The organism is Shewanella sp. K8 (genome assembly GCF_028823715.1).
In the GTDB taxonomy this organism is placed as follows: Bacteria; Pseudomonadota; Gammaproteobacteria; order Enterobacterales; family Shewanellaceae; genus Shewanella; species Shewanella algae.
Window position 1 is genome coordinate 68,142 of sequence record NZ_JAPEHY010000008.1, and the last position, 17,590, is coordinate 85,731.

Below are 17,590 nucleotides of genomic sequence, written 5' to 3' on the forward strand. Positions count from 1 at the left end.
CTCATACAATGCTTGAAGAATTAGCCTTGGGAGGATTGCTGTTCAGTCCTTTGGTTCTCTTCGCACCTCTTGCGCTCGTACTCTGGTTTCTGACCAGACTGGTCCTTCACTGGACCGGGCTGTATGCAAAAATCTGGCGAGTGGCCTGGTTCGAAGTCGCCCTGTTCGTGTGCTACCTGGCACTGATTATCTACCTGTTTGAGAATTGACACTTACCATGGCAAAAGTACTGCGCATCTCCATTACCCTGCTTCTCGTGCTGGCCGCCATAGTGGCCGGATACTGGATTTGGAATCACTACCTCTATTCACCCTGGACCCGTGACGGCCGGGTGCGGGCCGAAGTGATTACGCTCTCGGCCGATGTCTCCGGCTGGGTAACCCAACTGAATGTTAGGGATAACCAGCAAGTCAAAGCCGGCGATCTGCTGTTTCAGGTGGACGATACCCGTTATCAAGCCACCAGTACCGAATTGGCCGCCGAACTGGAAAACAAACTCTATGCCTGGGAACTGGCCAAACACAAATATGAGCGGCGCAAGAATCTCACCGGCCGCGAGGTGATCAGCGAAGAAGATTTGGAAACGGCACGGATCAACACAGAGTTGGCCAAAGCCAGCTACAACCTGGCAAAGGCCAGACTCGACAGCAGCAAAATAGATCTGCAGCGCACCCAGGTCCACTCCCCCGCCGATGGCACCATAATCAACCTCAGCCTGCGTCAGGGCAACTATGTCAACCAGGGCAAGGCGGTACTATCCCTGGTTAAACAAGGCTCTTTCTATGTCACAGGTTACTTTGAAGAAACCAAGCTGCCGCTGATAAAGATAGGCCAAAAGGCCAAAATCAGCCTGATGAGTGGTGGCGAGCCGCTCAGGGGTGAAGTAGTCAGTATAGGCAAGGCGATTGCCGACACCAATACCAATGCCAATGGCCAACTGCTGCCGCAAATTCAACAAAGCTTCAACTGGGTCAGGCTGGCACAGAGGATCCCTGTAGATATCAAGCTGGACCCGGCTTCAGAAGAACGTGAACTCAGCGCCGGAATGACGGTTTCCATCCAACTGCAAGCCGAAGAATAACATGGCCCTGTCTCCCACGCTGGCAGTATTCCTGACCCCGGACAAGCGCACGCTGATCTTCGCCACCAAAGGGGTGATAGCCATGGCGCTGGCGCTGACGGCGGCGCTCTACCTGGACTTGGAGCGCCCCTACTGGGCGCTGGTGTCGGCGGTATTCCTGCAGATGCGCCCCGAAAGTGGCCTGGTGCTTGAAAAAGGCCTTTGTCAGATAATAGGCACATTGGTAGGCGGGGTTGTCGGCATAGCGATTCTCAGCGGCTTTTACAACGCTCCCGAACTGGCCATCCTCACCCTGACGCTGTGGCTGGGTCTGAACTCGGCGCTGTCGGCCATGGTGCGCCATATCAACTTTGTCTACGCCTTCGCTATGGCGGGGATCACCCCCTGTCTTATTGTGCTCTTGGTAATGGTCAACCCTGCCACCGCCAACAGTGAAACCATCTTCGCCGTCGCCCATTCCAGGGTCAGTGAAATCATAGTCGGCGCCATCTGTGCCACTCTGGTGAGCCAGTTGCTGTGGCCTGTCAGAGTCACCGAAGGGCTGCAGAAACAAACCCGTAAAATAGTCAACCAGACGTTGGAATACCTCACGCTGGAGCTGGATCTCAACGGCTCCCATGAAAACCGCCATCAACAGATAGATGCGATTCTCGAATCACTGGCAGAAGCCAGTGACGATGCCAACGCCCTCAGCTACGAGGGGCCGGAAGGCCCTGGACGCAGTCGCGCGGCCAATCTGTTATTCAACAAGGTGTTGTCATTGCTGGCCGTGATCCAGATATTCGGCCGTTTGCAGCGTAACCATGAAGAGTTGATGACAGGCACCCTCTCAGGGCTAATCCGTACCCTGAAAAGCAACTTCAAGGCGATGTCCGAATCGGACGATTTCCATTTCTGTTATGAACTGGCACACAGGCAGAGGCGCGAAATCATTCACTATCGCAACACTCATGCCTGTATCAGCCCACTGGAGTCGCGGTTGCTGAAAACCGCCTCAGAGCTGGCCAGCGATTTGGTACTGGTGCTGCGGGCCTTCAAGGCGTTGGAGTCACCGGACAAAACGCTGCTCAATGCTCCCGCGATGCAGACCCACAGAGATCCCCTGCTCGGGCTGATCACGGGTGTCAGAACCATGCTGATTTTCCTGATTGGCGCCGGTATCTGGATTGGCACCGCCTCCAGCGCAGCACTGATGATAATGACCATGCCGGTGATCTTCTCCATCATGATGGCCAGGCTACCCTTACCCCTTTTGAGTATGATCCTGCGGCGGCTGCTGATAGGGGTGATGATTGCCATTCCGGTCGCGATATTTTACGCCCTCGAACTACTGGCCCAGAGCAGCGGCGATATTGAGATCATGTTGTTGGTATTGGCCGGTCCCTTCTTTATTGGCCTGATGGCGCTGGCCAATCGTGCCACCCTGCCCTACGGCCTGGGATTTTGCATCCCATTTGCCATTTTGGTCAGCCCCAGCAAAGACATGACCCAGGCCTTTGCCATAGACAGCACCCTGAGCAAAGCGATGGCCATCTTTGTCGGCGTCAGCATCCTCTATTGGCTGTTTAAGCTGGTGACAGAGCCAGGAGTCAAAATGATGCAGCAACGCCTGCTCAACGCCACTCGCAAAGATCTGATTGATATGGTTAAACAGGACAAGCCTGAGGACTGGTTCAATGCCCGCATGGCAGATCGCCTGCTGCGCTTGGCCAATTATGAACGCAGCAGCCAGAGCAGCAACAGAACCCTGACCGACTTAGGCCTTACCGGCCTAAACCTGGGCCATGTTTCGGTGCGCCTGCGCCGCCTGCTGGCAAGCATCAGCGACAGCCAACTCGACGAACTGCTGCAAGACTGGCAGTTGGCACTCGCCAACGCCTTTATCCTCTGTTCCCGCGGCGAAAACCCACCCGAGTTCCGTGCCAGCTGCGAACGCCTCTTGGCCCGGCTGCAAACCGATGGTTTGGCACAGGAGCAATTGGAGATGGTTCAGGGGATGTTTGAGCGCCTGATAATGACCTTTGAACGCAGTGCCGCCATGATAAGCAATGCCAATGCACCCGCGACCCAAGCTGAGTCTGCGCCACCGCAAGAGCAAGAGTCTACCTCCGAACAAAAGCCTTAGGTAAAGACCAGAAGCTCAGCGCCAGGAGTCATCAAACCAAGTAAAAAAAAACTTGCAAACTACTTGACCGCTCAAGCAAACAAACCAATACTTGCGCAATCAAGTATCAATAAAGCATTGGTCAAGTTAGTTTCATTCTAAAGAGGTTTCAGATGACACAACCCATTACGGCAAGTATTGCGCTTGCCATAACCGAGATACACAGCCAACTGCAACGCAGTCTGGCAGGCAGGCTGTCGCTGCACGGCATCAGCTTCAGCGAGTTTTTGGTACTGAGGCAATTGGCAAAGGCCGAGGGCAATAAGCTCAGAAGGATTGACCTGGCCCAGGGCGCGGGACTCAGCGCTTCGGGGATCACCCGCCTGCTTAACCCAATGGAAAAAATTGGTCTGGTAGAAAAGGAAGCCGCCAGCCGGGATGCCAGAGTCAGCCTGGTGGCCCTGACACCGGCGGGCGCTAAGATTTTTGCAGAGGCCGAGGTATCGTTTCAGCAAGTCGCCGATGAGTTTATGTCACGCTTGAGTGAGCAAGAGCAACAACTGTGGCTAAGCCTACTCCATAAGCTGGGTGCCTGAGTGCCAGGGCTCTGATTACAATACAGTAGCCCCGAGCACTGCAATTCTAAAAGTGCAAAATAAGCCGCCGGAAAGCCCAAAAAGAAGAAACTGAAGAAGCCGCATAAGTATCGAACCTACCGTTAACGCTTCTCCGGGAATAGCCTAAAAAAAACCGATGCCTTGAGCATCGGTTTTTTGTTTCGGCCGAGAGCAAGTTAGCTATTCAGATCCTGAAAGAACTTTTTCACCCCGTCGAAGAAACCTTCGGCCTTGGGGCTATGCTTCTTGGATTCGCCGGTGACTGAGGCTTCGAATTCCCGCAGCAACTCTTTCTGGCGCTCGGACAGATTCACCGGCGTTTCCATCACCACTTTGCAAAGCAGATCGCCAACCGCGTGACTGCGTACCGACTTAACCCCTTTGCCGCGCATGCGGAACATACGTCCGGTCTGGGTTTCCGCCGGGATCTTCAGGCTTACCTTGCCATCCAGTGTCGGTACTTCCACTTCACCGCCGAGGGCGGCCTTGGCAAAGGAGATGGGCACTTCGCAATAGAGGTTATTGCCGTCACGGACAAATATCGGATGCTCACGCACTGTGACCTGAACATAAAGATCACCCGCCGGAGCGCCAAATTCACCGGCTTCACCTTCACCGGCCAGACGGATACGGTCACCGGTATCGACACCGGCCGGAATTTTCACCGACAGTGTCTTGCTCTTCTCTATGCGGCCATCGCCATGACACTTGCTGCAAGGCTCTTTGATGATCTTGCCGCGGCCATGACAGGTAGGACAAGGCTGCTGCACGGCGAAAAAGCCCTGACGCATCTGTACCTGACCGGCACCATGACAGGTACCACAAGTCGTAGCCGAGGTACCCTTCTTGGCCCCTGAGCCATCACACACATCACAGCTTGCCAGGGTTGGGATACGCAGCTCTTTGGTCAAGCCACGAACCGCTTCTTCCAGCGACAGTTCCAGGTTGTAACGCAGATCTGAACCACGGGCAGCTTGACGATGCCCGCCACGACGACCACCACCGAAGATATCCCCGAACACATCGCCAAAGATATCACCGAAATCGGCGCCGCCGCCAAAGCCACCGCCGCCACGGTTGGGGTCAACCCCGGCATGACCAAATTGGTCATAGGCAGCTTTTTTGTCTTCGTCGGTCAGGATCTCGTAGGCTTCTTTGACTTCTTTAAAGCTGGCCTCGGCCGCCTTATCGCCCGGGTTGCGGTCAGGGTGATACTTCATCGCCAGGCGCTTATAGGCCTTCTTGATCTCCCGCTCGCTGGCGTCGCGACCGACGCCCAATACTTCGTAATAATCTCGCTTTGACATAATCTCACGCTTTCCAAGCTGGATTCACACAAGCGGGCGTTAGGGTTGCCCCGTAACGCCCGCCGGAATTAATCGAGTGTTACCACCCAATTACTTCTTGTCGTCTTTAACCTCTTCGAACTCGGCATCGACAACGTCATCGGCCTGGGCATTGCTGCTCTGGGCTTCGCCTTGACCTTGGGCTTGTTGTGCCTTGGCCTGAGCGATTTCCATCAGCTTGGCAGAAGCTTCGATCAGCTCTTGAGTCGCCTTGTCGATGGCTTCTTTGTCGTTACCCTTGGCAGCGGTTTCTACAGAGGCCATCGCGGTTTCGATCTTGGCCTTGTCGTCTGCAGCCAGAGCGTCACCGGCTTCTTCCACCTGTTTCTTGGTGGCGTGTACCAGACCATCAGCCTGGTTGCGAGCGCTGACCAGCTCTTCAAACTTCTTGTCTTCCTCGGCGTGAGCCTCGGCGTCGCGAACCATTTTCTCGACTTCATCATCAGACAGACCGGAAGAGGCCTTGATGGTGATGTTCTGCTCTTTGCCTGTCTTCTTGTCTTTGGCAGACACGTGCAGAATACCATCGGCGTCGATGTCGAAAGTCACTTCAATCTGTGGCATGCCGCGTGGAGCTGGCTCAATACCTTCCAGGTTGAACTGACCCAGTGACTTGTTGGCGCTGGCTTGCTTACGCTCACCCTGCAGCACGTGAATGGTCACTGCGCTCTGGTTGTCGTCTGCTGTAGAGAAGGTCTGCTGTGCCTTGGTAGGAATAGTGGTGTTCTTCTCAATCAGCTTGGTCATTACGCTGCCCATGGTTTCAATACCCAGAGACAGAGGCGTTACGTCCAGCAACAGTACGTCTTTCACGTCACCAGCCAGTACACCACCTTGAATCGCAGCACCTACGGCTACCGCTTCATCAGGGTTCACGTCCTTACGTGGTTCCTTGCCGAAGAAGTTGGTTACCGCTTCCTGAACCTTAGGCATACGGGTTTGACCGCCCACCAGGATCACTTCGTTGATGTCAGACACTGACAGGTCGGCATCGGCCAGAGCCACTTTCAGAGGCTCCAGTGAGCGCTGGATCAGGTCTTCAACCAGAGATTCCAGTTTGGCACGGGTGATCTTAACCACCAAGTGCTTGGGACCTGTCGCATCAGCAGTGATGTAAGGCAGGTTCACCTCGGTCTGAGTGGTGCTGGACAGCTCAATCTTGGCCTTCTCGGCAGCTTCTTTCAGACGCTGCATCGCCAGAGGGTCGTTACGCAGATCCAGACCTTGCTCTTTCTTGAATTCGTCAGCCAAGTAGTTGATCAGACGGTTGTCGAAGTCTTCACCACCCAGGTGAGTATCACCGTTGGTTGCCAGTACTTCGAAAGTCTGGTCGCCATCGTTGCTGTCGATTTCGATGATGGAGATATCGAAAGTACCGCCACCCAGGTCATATACAGCAACAATGTTGTCGCCCTGCTTCTTGTCGATACCATAGGCCAGTGCCGCAGCAGTTGGCTCGTTGATGATACGTTTTACTTCCAGACCCGCGATACGGCCGGCATCTTTGGTGGCCTGACGCTGAGAGTCGTTGAAGTAAGCAGGTACTGTGATTACCGCTTCAGTCACTGGCTCACCCAGGAAATCTTCAGCAGTCTTCTTCATTTTTTTCAGTACTTCGGCAGACACCTGAGGTGGTGCCATTTTCTTGCCATGGCTTTCAACCCAAGCGTCGCCGTTGTCGGCCTTGATGATCTTGAAAGGCATGATGCTGACGTCGCGCTGAACTTCATCGTCAGTGAAGCGACGGCCAATCAAACGCTTGATGGCAAAGAAAGTGTTGGCTGGGTTGGTCACTGCCTGACGTTTTGCAGGTGAACCAACCAGTGTCTCGTCTTCAGTGAAGGCGATGATAGAAGGTGTAGTACGATCGCCTTCGGCATTCTCCAATACGCGAGCCTTGTCACCATCGAGGACAGCTACACAAGAGTTTGTTGTGCCTAAGTCGATACCAATAATTTTACCCATGAGGTCCTCCGAAAAATCTTTTCTTTCGAACTGAATATGTTTATCTGATTTCAGATATGGGGGTAAACTCGCTGTTTTCAAGCCCGTTGTAGATGGCCCCCAATCTTGCCTTACCCCCTATATAGGGGCGTAAAATTGCTTTACAAGGGCCAGGAAGAAAAAAATGGATCTTTTGCTCAATCTTTTTACACATCGCCGCGCCGGGATCTTTTTTTCTTCACCGACGCTGAATAAAATGATGTCTATTCCGGAGGTGGCCAGCCTGGCCGCCAAATAGCTGTACTGGCAGAGAAGTCTAGAGTGAGAAAATCCCAGCTGGCCCTGATCTACGGGATGGCCGCCGTATTCCTATGGTCCACAGTGGCGACCGCCTTTAAAATCGCCCTTGGCTTCTTCTCGCCGTTGCAACTGGTGTTTGTTGCCGTCATCACTTCGTCCGTCTGCCTGGGGCTTATTCTTGCCTGGCAGGGAAAACTCAAATTATTAAAGCAACAGTTTTGCGCCCGCCCCTGGTTTTACCTGCAAACAGGGTTACTGAACCCCTTTCTTTATTATCTGGTGCTGTTCAAGGCCTATGATCTGCTGCCAGCGCAGCAGGCGCTGTCGCTGAACTACACCTGGGCGGTGCTGCTGCCGCTGTTGGCAGCCCCCATGTTGCAGCAAAAACTACAGGGCAGTGACATGCTGGCGGCCGTCACAGGTTACTTTGGAGTATTGGTGATAGCCACCGGTGGCAATCTGTTGTCAATGGACTTTGCAAACCCCTTTGGCATACTGCTGGCACTCTCCAGCACCCTGCTATGGTGCCTATATTGGATCATTAATACCAAAGACAAGGGCGATGCCATTGTCAGCCTGATGCTGAGTTTTTTGGTGAGCCTGCCGCTGATAACCATCACCTTGCTGACAACCGAAAGCCTACCCTCTTTGCATTGGCAAGCCCTCGGTGCCGGTGTCTATGTCGGCCTGTTTGAAATGGGAGTCACCTTTGTGCTCTGGTTGATGGCACTGAGAACCACAGAGCGAGCCGCCAGCATCACCAATCTGGTGTTTCTGACGCCACTCCTGTCCATGATGTTTATTGCGCTGATATTGAAAGAAACCATCACACTGGCGACTCTGGTAGGCATGGGGCTTATCCTGTCAGCCCTCTTGATACAAAAAGTACTGAAACCCAAGGCGCCGAAAGTGAACATTGTTTGATGGGGAACTGACTCTGAGAACAAACCGCATTTGATTGAAACTGTTGTTGAAGCAGCGTTTAACAAAAAGGCCAAGGTATCAAAACCTTGGCCTTTTTGCTGGCAGGCGATACGGGAAATTGTGTCGCTTGAATCTATCTCCAGCTCATCTTGACCTTTCCCCCTACAAAAAGCCACGGGCAAAAGAGAAAAAGATAGTTCAGTCATCAAGGCTATCTGCCTGAAACTATTTCTATGCTGCCCTAAGCCATGTCTATCACTGCGCGACAAAGATCAATTTACTGGTATCAAAACCGCGTTCGGCCGACATCTGAATAAATTTGTCCATTACCTCAGGCTCAACAACCGCCGTTCGCGACAGTAACCACAGGTAATCGGTATCTGGCCCGGAAACGAAGGCATAACTGTAGTTTTCTCTATCCAATTCAAAGACCACATAAGAGCCGTAAAAGGGACCGAAAAATGAAACTTTCAGATAAGCGTCGGTATCACTTTTAACAAAGTACGCCTTGCCTTCAGCCTCTTTCCACTCGCCGTCAGCCTCTGAGTAGCCCCGGTTGAGCACAGAAACGCCACCATCACTTCTCATCTTGTACTCGGCCGTAACCTGCGTGAGGCCTCGCTCAAATGAATGGTCGAGGCGAGCCACCTCATACCACTTGCCCAAATAGTTGTTCAGTTCAAACCCTGATACGGGTTTGACCGAATCTGGCATACCCAAGCAACCACTGAGCAAAGCCGCAAACACAACCAATAAAATTCTTCTCATGATGCCTTCCATTTACTCATAGTTCTGTCAGCTTTAATCATTCAACTCCTGCGTACTCAGAAAGAAATCAACTTCACAGGGTGCCATAGAATGACCATAGTAAGGTTGAATGATGACCCCATCCGCGGTGAGTCGCCATTTCACCATCGCCCAGTTGTCCCGGGATTCGAAGTACTCACATTCAGCTTGTAGCTCATTGTTATTCGCATATTTCTCTTTCAACAAGGAGTAATAGTCCAACTTGGGGAAGCGTTCCGTTAGGTCATGCAACTGCGCCAGTTTGCTGAGATCAAAATTCAACATCTGCTCACCATACTCAGGATGCGGCCCACCACAAGAAATCTGGTACTGAATAACGACACTAAAATACTCATCAGAGACCAGGCTTATTTGAGGTTCGTATGATGCCTCTTCACATTGCAGAAAATTCGAGACGTAATCCCGGTGCAATTTTGCCAGCAGCGGATTTAAAAATGCTTGCTGGGCTTGAGTAAACCCTTTGCCGAGCCGGTAAAAAGCAAAGTTGCTGTGATCTTCTTTGATTAGCTCAATGGTTTGCTTAGCAAACTGTTTTTCCCCGACCAGGGTAAACTTCATATGCTCAGCCCGATAATCGGCAAGGCTTTGCTCAACCGGCGTCAGATGCACAGGCAAAACCCTTTGTTTATTCTGCCAGGTGCCTTGCAGGTTTCCCCCTACCGAGCGAAGCTCGAACAGTTCCAGCTTCTGCTCTTTCGAACTGTAACGCTGATAAAAGGTATACCCCTCCCGCTCCAGAGGGATCTCCTTCAAGTAACGGGTATACATATAAGTGCTCACGGCATCATCCTGGATGCTAAGCATAATGGAATACTTGCCCAAGGTGCCTTTGTAGGTTTGCGCCTGTATCGGCATGACCAAGCCAAAGCAAACGACAATCCCGATGATGACTCTTTTAAGCATTAATAATTTACCTAATCCAAAGCCGTTAAATTAAATTCAGGAGAGCTGTTTCCCTCTGTAGTGCAAACGAGGAAACCGGTTGCAAGCTCATGGTAAGCGCATACTAACAGGCACCAAAAACCAATAAGCATCCATGCCGCAGCTTATTAGGCTGTTTGAATATAGATCAAGTTGGAGTGTCCACTTCATCCCAATCACTATTCTCAAAGCCGATTAGCCAATTAAGGGCATAATGGCGCTCAAGCACAACTCCTCGGTCGATATCTGGGGAAATATCTGCCCCGTCAATGCCGGCCTGACGGCATAACCAATGAAGCCGATAATGCAGGTCCAAACAGTCCAGCACTTCATCGACCGCCCGTAACTCAACCCTGTCTTCCCAAGAGCTGGAATCGAGCATCAGCCTGGCAATTTCAGGCACGTCACAAATGGAATCCGGAAATGGCAGTTCAGGCAAAATACCCAATACCCATAGCAATAGCGCCGCAGCCTCATATCGCCAAACAAACTGCACTACCAGGCTTTCATCAGGGTTATCATCAAGGTGTTCAGCCTTTAAAAACGCCTCTTCTGCGGGGCTTAGAGCCACAAAGCCACTTGGAATACGTTCCTTCAGCATCTCTATATCGAGCGGGTCTCCCGTTGCTATAGACTCAGCTCGGACGGCGACAACAAATAGTGACATTGCACGAAGAACAATCTCGCTAACAGGCCTAAGGCTTATTTCATGCTCACAAGGTAAAGGAGGAGTTGGAGGAACATTTAAATGCCTTGCTTTAAGCAGAGCTTCTGTTTGATGCTTGCGGCTATAGCTTGCGTCCAGGAATGGAATGAATGCCGCCTCATCGGCCTGACGTCCATCAGGGTAAAATAGGACATGGCCATTTGGATCTCGGACAGTTCCATCTGGGAGGAATAAGATCGAATTCGACTCCAATGCCCACGTAGACAAATCGTCCAAATGAGCCTCTTCCAGATCGAAGCTAAACTGATGATTTACCCTCTGTATATGACGCAGAAGATGATATTTTATTTTAGTCATCTCACTACCTCCTCTTTCGAGGATATAGCTGTGAAACCCATTAAGGTGGTTTGTCAATTCTGGGTCACTTAAACCACGCCTGTTATTCAACACATGTGGAAAAGAGATATCTATAGGATTAAGGTGCGTGGAATACGCGTTTACTAAAATACTCATTTAAACTCCATTTCAATCAAAGGCATTGCCGGGTGCAACCAGTCACCATATAAAAATATCGCCTAAAGTTTCGGGGGATTATCACTCCCGGCTTGTTTAATATAAATCTATAAAATTAAAATAATTATTCAAGTGACAATTATGCCTGAGTCAATCTTGATTCTTGATTAGCGCAGTCAAATGCATGACTAAAAAGCCACCGGCCATATTGTATACATCCAAAATAATCTCAGCCTTGATTTAACTCTGATGTCATTCGTTCCTTATTGGGTTTCCAAGCATAAAATCCACCTCTTACAATCCACTCTACCTCCATGCAGAAGTTGAAATCCAGAGGAAGTTAAACCCAAATGACGCTGCCGACCGTATAGAAAAGTTATTCGCCAGCAGCATAAGCTGCATTTCCACATAATCGAAGGGCTGATACCTTCACCATGAGCGCAAGGCTGTTTTGTCGACATGTCGTTTTTTAGAAATTAATCCATCTCATTTAATTCATAACTCTTACTAACAACTAATACCAGAAAAGCCAAAACACTCACCCAAAATCCAATAAACCCACAAATTTCATTACTGTTAACCAGTGGATGCCAACTTGCTCGTTTCTAGGGTTTCCCTACATTAGACAGGAAAACCAGAGTTGAGCGCCTCGCTACCTGAGCACTTCCTAATATTGATACTTTCGAACTAATCCATATAAGAAGCTAGCGCAACCACGCCAAAATAAAGCTCCAACATAAAGTATAAAAGCATCAATTTTGAACGCCCTTTCTTTAATAGCATTATGAGCATCAGCAAGGTGACTATGATATATGCAACGGCAACTAACATTCTATCTCTGTATGTCTGTAAAAATTGATAACAAACTATCTTAACGTCTACTCTCTTTTCCCAATAGACAATTTCAATTCCCTTAAGTTCATAACCTTGTCAATAGTAGCTGCCTATGCTGTTAATGCACATAATATCAGAGCTTACTGTATGGCTGGGTTAAACTCGGTTACTACCCCGCGCAGGAACATGCTAACTTCTAATTAATAATCAAGGATCAGACCACTAAAGCATGCCACTCCATCAACATAACCAACATAATAAATATGATCAGTATATTGCGGGATTAATCGCGAACCTTGACTAGCCAAAAATTGAACATCAGCGTGCCTTTAGTGGTAATTTCTGAGTCTCCAGTTATTTGGCAAAGAAGAGCTCCCTCTTGAGTGATTTCTATATGTTTCTTGCCTCGATAGTCAGGCTTAGCAAGTTACCACCTTTGGCTTCAACATAACCACCATCCAGGTAGTAGCAGAACAATTCTGATTCGCGCATTAGATCGATAAAAACTGGATTACCATTATCAGTTCCGATAGTAATGCAAGAGCTGCACTGTTCAATGGTTAAAGGAGAGCTGCCGGAAACTTCTAATTGAGTTTTGATGAAGGCATAAAGCTGGTTAAAGGTGTTGACAGTGTTTTTATCTATCGTGACTTCATCAGCAAGCTCACTCTCCGGGAACAAATAGAACTCACTCCCTCTGTAATAGACCACTTCAGCTGTATCAATACTACTGAGCCATTCCGTATAATAACTTGGAAATATCACAAGCACTCCCTATAAAAATAACAGTTACACAATGCGAGCAAACGGTTGTACCGAACAAATACCTTAAAGCAATTAGCGCACATGGGTATTAGGCAAAGTTAAAACAGTGTTTTTCAAAAAAGAATATCACAGTCACTTTTCATGTATTTAACCTGCTTTCTGGCGAAACTTGATCATTTATCAGTTCAACAAGAGACTTGGCAACAAATTTTGCCTCATCCCAACCTAAGTCGCCACAATTAGCGATGTAATAGCCAGAAATTCTTTCCTGTTCAATTTTTGCCACGCAAATATTACCATTCCCATCCATGCAAACAGGTATTGAGTTAGGCATATACTTCTTTAACTCGTATATATCCTCACCTAGTATTTCTATGATTGAGAAAAATTGCAGCTCTTTAAAACCAAAAAAGATGTCCGCCCCATTACTTTTCTGCCACCAATCATAAAATTCACTTGGTAAGCTAACACCAAAAGCCTCTTCAAGCTCTCTAATCGATTCTCTACTTACTCCAGGTGGTTTGTTTACGTATTCCATACCTTCCTCTATGCATAATACCGACAACAGCCAATCGTAACGAGGTTCAGCCCAGAATGGACAATAATAATTAGCCTATTATTTTTTACATATTTCATCAATTTCTTCAAGAACCAAGCCTAGGGAAGATTTTTGTTCATTTTGTTTGAGTTTTACTGCCAATTCTTTCTGAAGCTTTAGCAGCTCATCTTTTTTACAACGCAAATTCCAGACATCAGCCTTTAATGGTGCCACCATTATTTTTGACTCTAGCAAGTTTGAAAGCTTAAAATTCCGGAGCAGAATCAGCGCGCCTATTTGTGAAATACTGAAATCTACCATTTGACCTCTTTAACAAAAATCAAGCGCCCTATTATAGAACGACAAGTTAATCTTCTTTCGGTCTGCATCCAAGCACCGCTAGGTAACTTAAGCACACTGAGATAAAAAGAGCCTGGCATTGCAGATGTTTGATTAGACTTAACCTATTTAAGCATAACCGGAGCCTAACTACCACGTTATTAATGCTGAGAACCAACGTTTTTTCTTTTTACTAGCCTATGTATATAGGTTTACTTTTCCTATGTATATCTTGCTCGTAAAAGCTCCCCCCAACAAAACAGGATTCTTGTGACTCAATATAGCTTTTAACATTTTCAATTTTTAAATAACCAAAATCACTAGATTAAGTCTCAGCTCTCCACCACCTACCAGATTTTGTATAGTGTGGTTCTTCAATTAGATAATTGACCCAGACAGAACCACAAATTTTGCACGGCTGAAACCTAGCTTGTCCTTGGTTATTTTTATCCAATTCAATTATCTCATAATCTAAATAGCTAAATGGTGGAGTTTTGCACTTACATTGAAACATTAGGCTTTCCTATAAGCATAGACATAATAATTCCTTATGCAGGTGTCGACCTCAGTGTTTTTTCGTGGATTGGTAAAACCAGAATCACCCTGTTTGTTGCACTTCCTTACAAAAACTGGAAAAGAATTAGAGAAAACCAACATATCTACAGCTAACACAATTTTATCGGCTTGGTCTTAATTACAAAAAGTGACCACAGATTTTGGCTGAGTTTTTGAAAGCACTCCAGTATTGCGTTATCTATGAGACAGTTCCCGATGAAGACTGCATTAACATCCGCGATCCTTACCATTCAAGATAATACTAATTAAACCGCTGATACTTACTCGCCAAAACTCAACTGCCAGAGTAACCATACCGGAGATCTTTGGTTTCAGGTATCGACTCTTTTATCTATTTAACACTGCAATCTGGAGCATTCGGAATAGAACGAAGAAGCGACAATGGCGTGGCATAAGAACCACCTTAAAAAGGTTAACCACGCGAAATTATTTTATATTTTTAAGGACTTTTATTCCAATTAGTCAAAATCAATACTGTTAAAATAAATCCAGGCGGTTTGTTCCTGCTGACTTAACCAATCTTCACGCTCATTCTCATCGGCAATAAAATCCGCATAAAAACGAATCGCTGCAAACCACAACTCACCACCCATGTACTGATCGTATACGGACTTAACCCCGGTTTCCAGAAATAACTTAAGATGTTGCGGATATTCAGCAAAATAATCCAGCAACACATCCTGGTGTGCTTCGACCTGCAGTGACCCCCACTGACCACCTGCGCCACCTGCCCGATGCGCCAGCAGCGTCAGCATAGGCTTACAAATGCCGTGTTTTTCGATCAAGGCTTCGATATGATCATTCTGGTACACCTCATGATCCAGATCGTTCAGCAGTAATAGCTCAACATATAACGGGATGTATTTCAGATCCTGCATACACAAAACATAAGCAGCGTTCTCGGCCAGCGGATTTTCATCATCCTGCCAGATTCTGTCGTCGTCACGGGTTCGACACCAGATATTAACGTTGCTGATAAAGGTAGCCGCTTTCGCTTCCAGGGTTGAGTTACCCACAAACTTAGCGAACACCTCCTCTTCCTCCACCTGGCCTTCCGGGGTCATAACATTAATGGAATAGAACAGCGTGTGGAATTCCACACTGACACCATGTTCCGAGAGCTTCTCATCAATCTGATAACTCAGATCAAGATACACATCGGCCAGCGCATTTAAACATTCAAAAGAGTCGAGGTCATCAACTTCAATATTAAAGATAATTTCAGAGTGCGATGTTTCAATAGTCGTCTTCAATGTTAACCCTTGGTTAAAATATAAAATTCTATGTATTAAAATAGATACGATTACTTATCGTAGCGAAGGATGGTTATTTAATTTCTGAAGCTAGCTACCGTTGCAGCGAAAAAAGTCCCCCCAACAGTAAGCTGGCAAGGAGCAGACGTTAAAAGAACTTCAGAGATTCCTAGTGAAAAATAGACCACAACAGGCGTCTTAATTTTTCGACAGCATGCGCTTGTTAGCTTCTGTTGGTTCCAGTGAACTGAATTATATTGTTCGGAAACTTCATTGACTCAACCTCACCGAAAGGCTCTTTTGCCACTACAGTTTCCAAATCTGCCATCTACCAAAAAAACACTATACACTTGGCTTTATTGACATTTTTAATTCCGCCAACAGATTAACGCGCAAACCATCTAAAACAGGCTGCTTTTGCGGAACATTTTGCTGCAGGCATAGCTACCGCACGGACACGAAACTGACTTCGTCCCTGAAGATCCCCCAAAACCGCCGAGAGCGCCCCGGGAACTATGTCAGGCCAATATTCCCTATCATGGCCTACTACACTGAGTGTCATATCCGCTGCAGTTAAGAAAAAGTCTAACATAAGCAATTGAATTGTATCTACAATAACCAGGGTAGATAAGTGAAAAAATCGCCAATAGGGAGAAATTAGAGAAAAGCGATAAAATACTGTTTTAACTGCCGGCGCCGAAATGATTGGCTATTTGGGAAGATAGTTGCTCTCTTTGCGATTCAGCTCATGCTTGTTGAGCTTTAGCAATCAGGAATGTGAGGCGGATTACAGCAGTTTGCAACAAAACACTCTAGGGTAAGCTAACCCTAATACCGAGAGGCAAGCTCTCGACTTTAAACAGGAATCTCAGATGTCTGATACAGATAAGGCGTTTTTTCAGCGTGCCAGTGAGCTCATCGAGTTGGCCAACAAACAGAACCAGAATACTGAAGTCCAAACCGGTGAAGTCAGTGCCTCCTTCATGTATGCCCTGGCTCGCTACAATGCCTGGTTCGGCTCTACCGGTTTTGCCACCAAGGAGCAGATGCAGTCGAAGAAGCAAGAGATGATGGATTACTATATGGAGCGCTACAAGGAGATGCTTGAAGGCTCTATGGACGACTATATCGAGAATTTCGACCACTACCGCGCAACGCAGAAGTAAGGCCGCCATAGTCTTTCAAAATGCCCGGCCTGATGCCGGGCGTTTTATTTTGACTTGACTCATGTTTAAAGCCCTTCCCTGGCCTATCGATTTTGCCAGCCTAGATTAGCCCCGAATTCAGATTGAATCGCCACCGATATCTAGGCTATTGTCTGAGCTATTTTTCTTGGCTATTTTCTAAGCTATTGTCTGAGTTAATACTTAAGCTTTTGTGCCGCTTTGTGGTCTTGCTCTTAAACTGAGTCTTAAAAGAGTGACCCGCTGTCTCGACCCAGAAAGGCTTGAGGCTTATGCTATGACACCTATTTTGATAGTTAAACAGGTTTTGGCGCAACAGATATCCCGATTAAAACGCGATACTAAACGCTACTCACGCCATCACCTAAGGAGACACTTGTGACACCCGCAATCGATCTCGCCACCAAGGCGGGGATCTCTTTTACCGTTCACGAATATCACCACGACAAGAATGCCCCTTCCTACGGAGAAGAGGCCGCCAGTGCACTTGGACTGGATCCCAACCGGGTATTCAAGACTCTGCTGGTCAGCAGCGATGAAAAGTCACCGCCACTGGCGGTGGCCCTGGTGCCAGTGAATCATCAACTCAGCTTGAAATGCGTTGCCAAGGCGATTAAGGCCAAGAAGTTGGTGATGGCCAATCCGCAATTGGCGCAGCGTTCATCCGGCTATCTGGTGGGAGGCATTAGCCCTCTGGGGCAGAAAAAGCAGTTACCCACAGTGATAGACGCCAGCGCCCAGGAGTTTGACAGCATCTATGTCAGCGCCGGTCGCCGCGGACTGGAGATCTGTCTTGCCGCAGAGGACTTGGCCAAGCTCTGCCGCGGCAGTTTTGCGGCGATTAAGAGCTGAATCGTAAGCGGCCAAAGCAAAAGCC

16 protein-coding genes are annotated in these 17,590 nt (G+C 48.2%); 7 read left to right on the forward strand and 9 right to left on the reverse strand.

All coding sequences use genetic code 11. The features are described from left to right. The first annotated feature begins 8 nt into the window (after positions 1-8). From ON072_RS06405 to ON072_RS06420, 4 genes are all read left to right on the forward strand, one after another. Entirely contained in the window at positions 9-209 is a 201-nt protein-coding gene (locus ON072_RS06405; protein WP_025009920.1) for a DUF1656 domain-containing protein, read from the forward strand. Positions 210-217: 8 nt separating this feature from the next. Then, on the forward strand, positions 218-1,081 hold the full coding sequence (locus ON072_RS06410; RefSeq protein ID WP_025009919.1) for an efflux RND transporter periplasmic adaptor subunit: 864 nt from the start codon (positions 218-220) through the stop codon (positions 1,079-1,081). Positions 1,082-1,088: 7 nt separating this feature from the next. Further along, positions 1,089-3,206 (forward strand): FUSC family protein, encoded by a 2,118-nt coding sequence (locus ON072_RS06415; RefSeq protein ID WP_370629031.1) that lies wholly within the window; start codon positions 1,089-1,091, stop codon positions 3,204-3,206. A gap of 152 nt (positions 3,207-3,358) precedes the next feature. Continuing rightward, positions 3,359-3,781, forward strand: a complete 423-nt coding sequence (locus tag ON072_RS06420; RefSeq protein WP_037436687.1) for a MarR family winged helix-turn-helix transcriptional regulator — start codon at positions 3,359-3,361, stop codon at positions 3,779-3,781. A gap of 197 nt (positions 3,782-3,978) precedes the next feature. On the opposite strand, the gene dnaJ is transcribed toward ON072_RS06420, so the two are convergent. Next, positions 3,979-5,109, reverse strand: a complete 1,131-nt coding sequence (gene dnaJ / locus ON072_RS06425) for a molecular chaperone DnaJ (RefSeq protein ID WP_025009916.1) — start codon at positions 5,107-5,109, stop codon at positions 3,979-3,981. 90 nt (positions 5,110-5,199) lie between these two features. Further along, positions 5,200-7,113, reverse strand: coding sequence for a molecular chaperone DnaK (gene dnaK, locus ON072_RS06430; RefSeq protein WP_129980144.1), 1,914 nt, complete (start codon positions 7,111-7,113; stop codon positions 5,200-5,202). Positions 7,114-7,413: 300 nt separating this feature from the next. Here dnaK and ON072_RS06435 point away from each other — a divergent pair, with 300 nt between their 5' ends. Continuing rightward, positions 7,414-8,316, forward strand: coding sequence for a DMT family transporter (locus tag ON072_RS06435; RefSeq protein WP_261752821.1), 903 nt, complete (start codon positions 7,414-7,416; stop codon positions 8,314-8,316). Positions 8,317-8,571: 255 nt separating this feature from the next. Here the strand turns inward: ON072_RS06435 and ON072_RS06440 are convergent, their stop codons facing one another. From ON072_RS06440 to ON072_RS06470, 7 genes are all read right to left on the reverse strand, one after another. Beyond that, positions 8,572-9,084, reverse strand: coding sequence for a lipocalin family protein (locus tag ON072_RS06440; protein WP_025009913.1), 513 nt, complete (start codon positions 9,082-9,084; stop codon positions 8,572-8,574). Positions 9,085-9,117: 33 nt separating this feature from the next. Then, the gene (locus tag ON072_RS06445) at positions 9,118-10,026 is read right to left on the reverse strand and encodes a hypothetical protein (RefSeq protein ID WP_096141567.1); all 909 of its coding nucleotides are present in this window, start codon (positions 10,024-10,026) and stop codon (positions 9,118-9,120) included. 166 nt (positions 10,027-10,192) lie between these two features. Continuing rightward, on the reverse strand, positions 10,193-11,224 hold the full coding sequence (locus ON072_RS06450; RefSeq protein WP_025009911.1) for a DUF4272 domain-containing protein: 1,032 nt from the start codon (positions 11,222-11,224) through the stop codon (positions 10,193-10,195). A 1,224-nt stretch (positions 11,225-12,448) separates the two neighbouring features. Then, a complete protein-coding gene (locus tag ON072_RS06455) occupies positions 12,449-12,823 on the reverse strand; it encodes a hypothetical protein (RefSeq protein ID WP_062793361.1) in 375 nt (124 codons plus the stop codon). Positions 12,824-12,962: 139 nt separating this feature from the next. Further along, a complete protein-coding gene (locus ON072_RS06460) occupies positions 12,963-13,361 on the reverse strand; it encodes an SMI1/KNR4 family protein (RefSeq protein WP_025009909.1) in 399 nt (132 codons plus the stop codon). A gap of 78 nt (positions 13,362-13,439) precedes the next feature. Beyond that, the gene (locus ON072_RS06465) at positions 13,440-13,682 is read right to left on the reverse strand and encodes a hypothetical protein (RefSeq protein WP_025009908.1); all 243 of its coding nucleotides are present in this window, start codon (positions 13,680-13,682) and stop codon (positions 13,440-13,442) included. Between the two features lie 1,052 nt (positions 13,683-14,734). After that, entirely contained in the window at positions 14,735-15,529 is a 795-nt protein-coding gene (locus ON072_RS06470) for a hypothetical protein (RefSeq protein ID WP_025009907.1), read from the reverse strand. Positions 15,530-16,401: 872 nt separating this feature from the next. Between ON072_RS06470 and ON072_RS06475 the strand changes: the two genes are divergently transcribed. Both ON072_RS06475 and ybaK read left to right on the forward strand, forming a co-directional pair. After that, positions 16,402-16,695: a DUF3144 domain-containing protein gene (locus tag ON072_RS06475; RefSeq protein ID WP_025009906.1), complete on the forward strand. Its 294-nt coding sequence runs from the start codon at positions 16,402-16,404 to the stop codon at positions 16,693-16,695. A gap of 396 nt (positions 16,696-17,091) precedes the next feature. Next, positions 17,092-17,565 carry a Cys-tRNA(Pro) deacylase gene (gene ybaK, locus ON072_RS06480; RefSeq protein ID WP_028780679.1) on the forward strand — a complete coding sequence of 158 codons (474 nt, stop codon included), beginning with the start codon at positions 17,092-17,094 and terminating at the stop codon, positions 17,563-17,565. Positions 17,566-17,590 lie beyond the last annotated feature (25 nt).

Bases quoted from the DNA above. Each gene is read 5' to 3' on its own strand.
- ON072_RS06445 (WP_096141567.1), bottom strand. From the start codon at position 10,026: ATGCTTAAAAGAGTCATCATCGGGATTGTCGTTTGCTTTGGCTTGGTC.
- dnaJ (WP_025009916.1), bottom strand. From the start codon at position 5,109: ATGTCAAAGCGAGATTATTACGAAGTATTGGGCGTCGGTCGCGACGCC.
- ON072_RS06450 (WP_025009911.1), bottom strand. From the start codon at position 11,224: ATGAGTATTTTAGTAAACGCGTATTCCACGCACCTTAATCCTATAGAT.
- ON072_RS06465 (WP_025009908.1), bottom strand. From the start codon at position 13,682: ATGGTAGATTTCAGTATTTCACAAATAGGCGCGCTGATTCTGCTCCGG.
- ON072_RS06440 (WP_025009913.1), bottom strand. From the start codon at position 9,084: ATGAGAAGAATTTTATTGGTTGTGTTTGCGGCTTTGCTCAGTGGTTGC.
- ON072_RS06420 (WP_037436687.1), top strand. From the start codon at position 3,359: ATGACACAACCCATTACGGCAAGTATTGCGCTTGCCATAACCGAGATA.
- ON072_RS06475 (WP_025009906.1), top strand. From the start codon at position 16,402: ATGTCTGATACAGATAAGGCGTTTTTTCAGCGTGCCAGTGAGCTCATC.
- ON072_RS06410 (WP_025009919.1), top strand. From the start codon at position 218: ATGGCAAAAGTACTGCGCATCTCCATTACCCTGCTTCTCGTGCTGGCC.
- dnaK (WP_129980144.1), bottom strand. From the start codon at position 7,113: ATGGGTAAAATTATTGGTATCGACTTAGGCACAACAAACTCTTGTGTA.
- ON072_RS06460 (WP_025009909.1), bottom strand. From the start codon at position 13,361: ATGGAATACGTAAACAAACCACCTGGAGTAAGTAGAGAATCGATTAGA.
- ON072_RS06405 (WP_025009920.1), top strand. From the start codon at position 9: ATGCTTGAAGAATTAGCCTTGGGAGGATTGCTGTTCAGTCCTTTGGTT.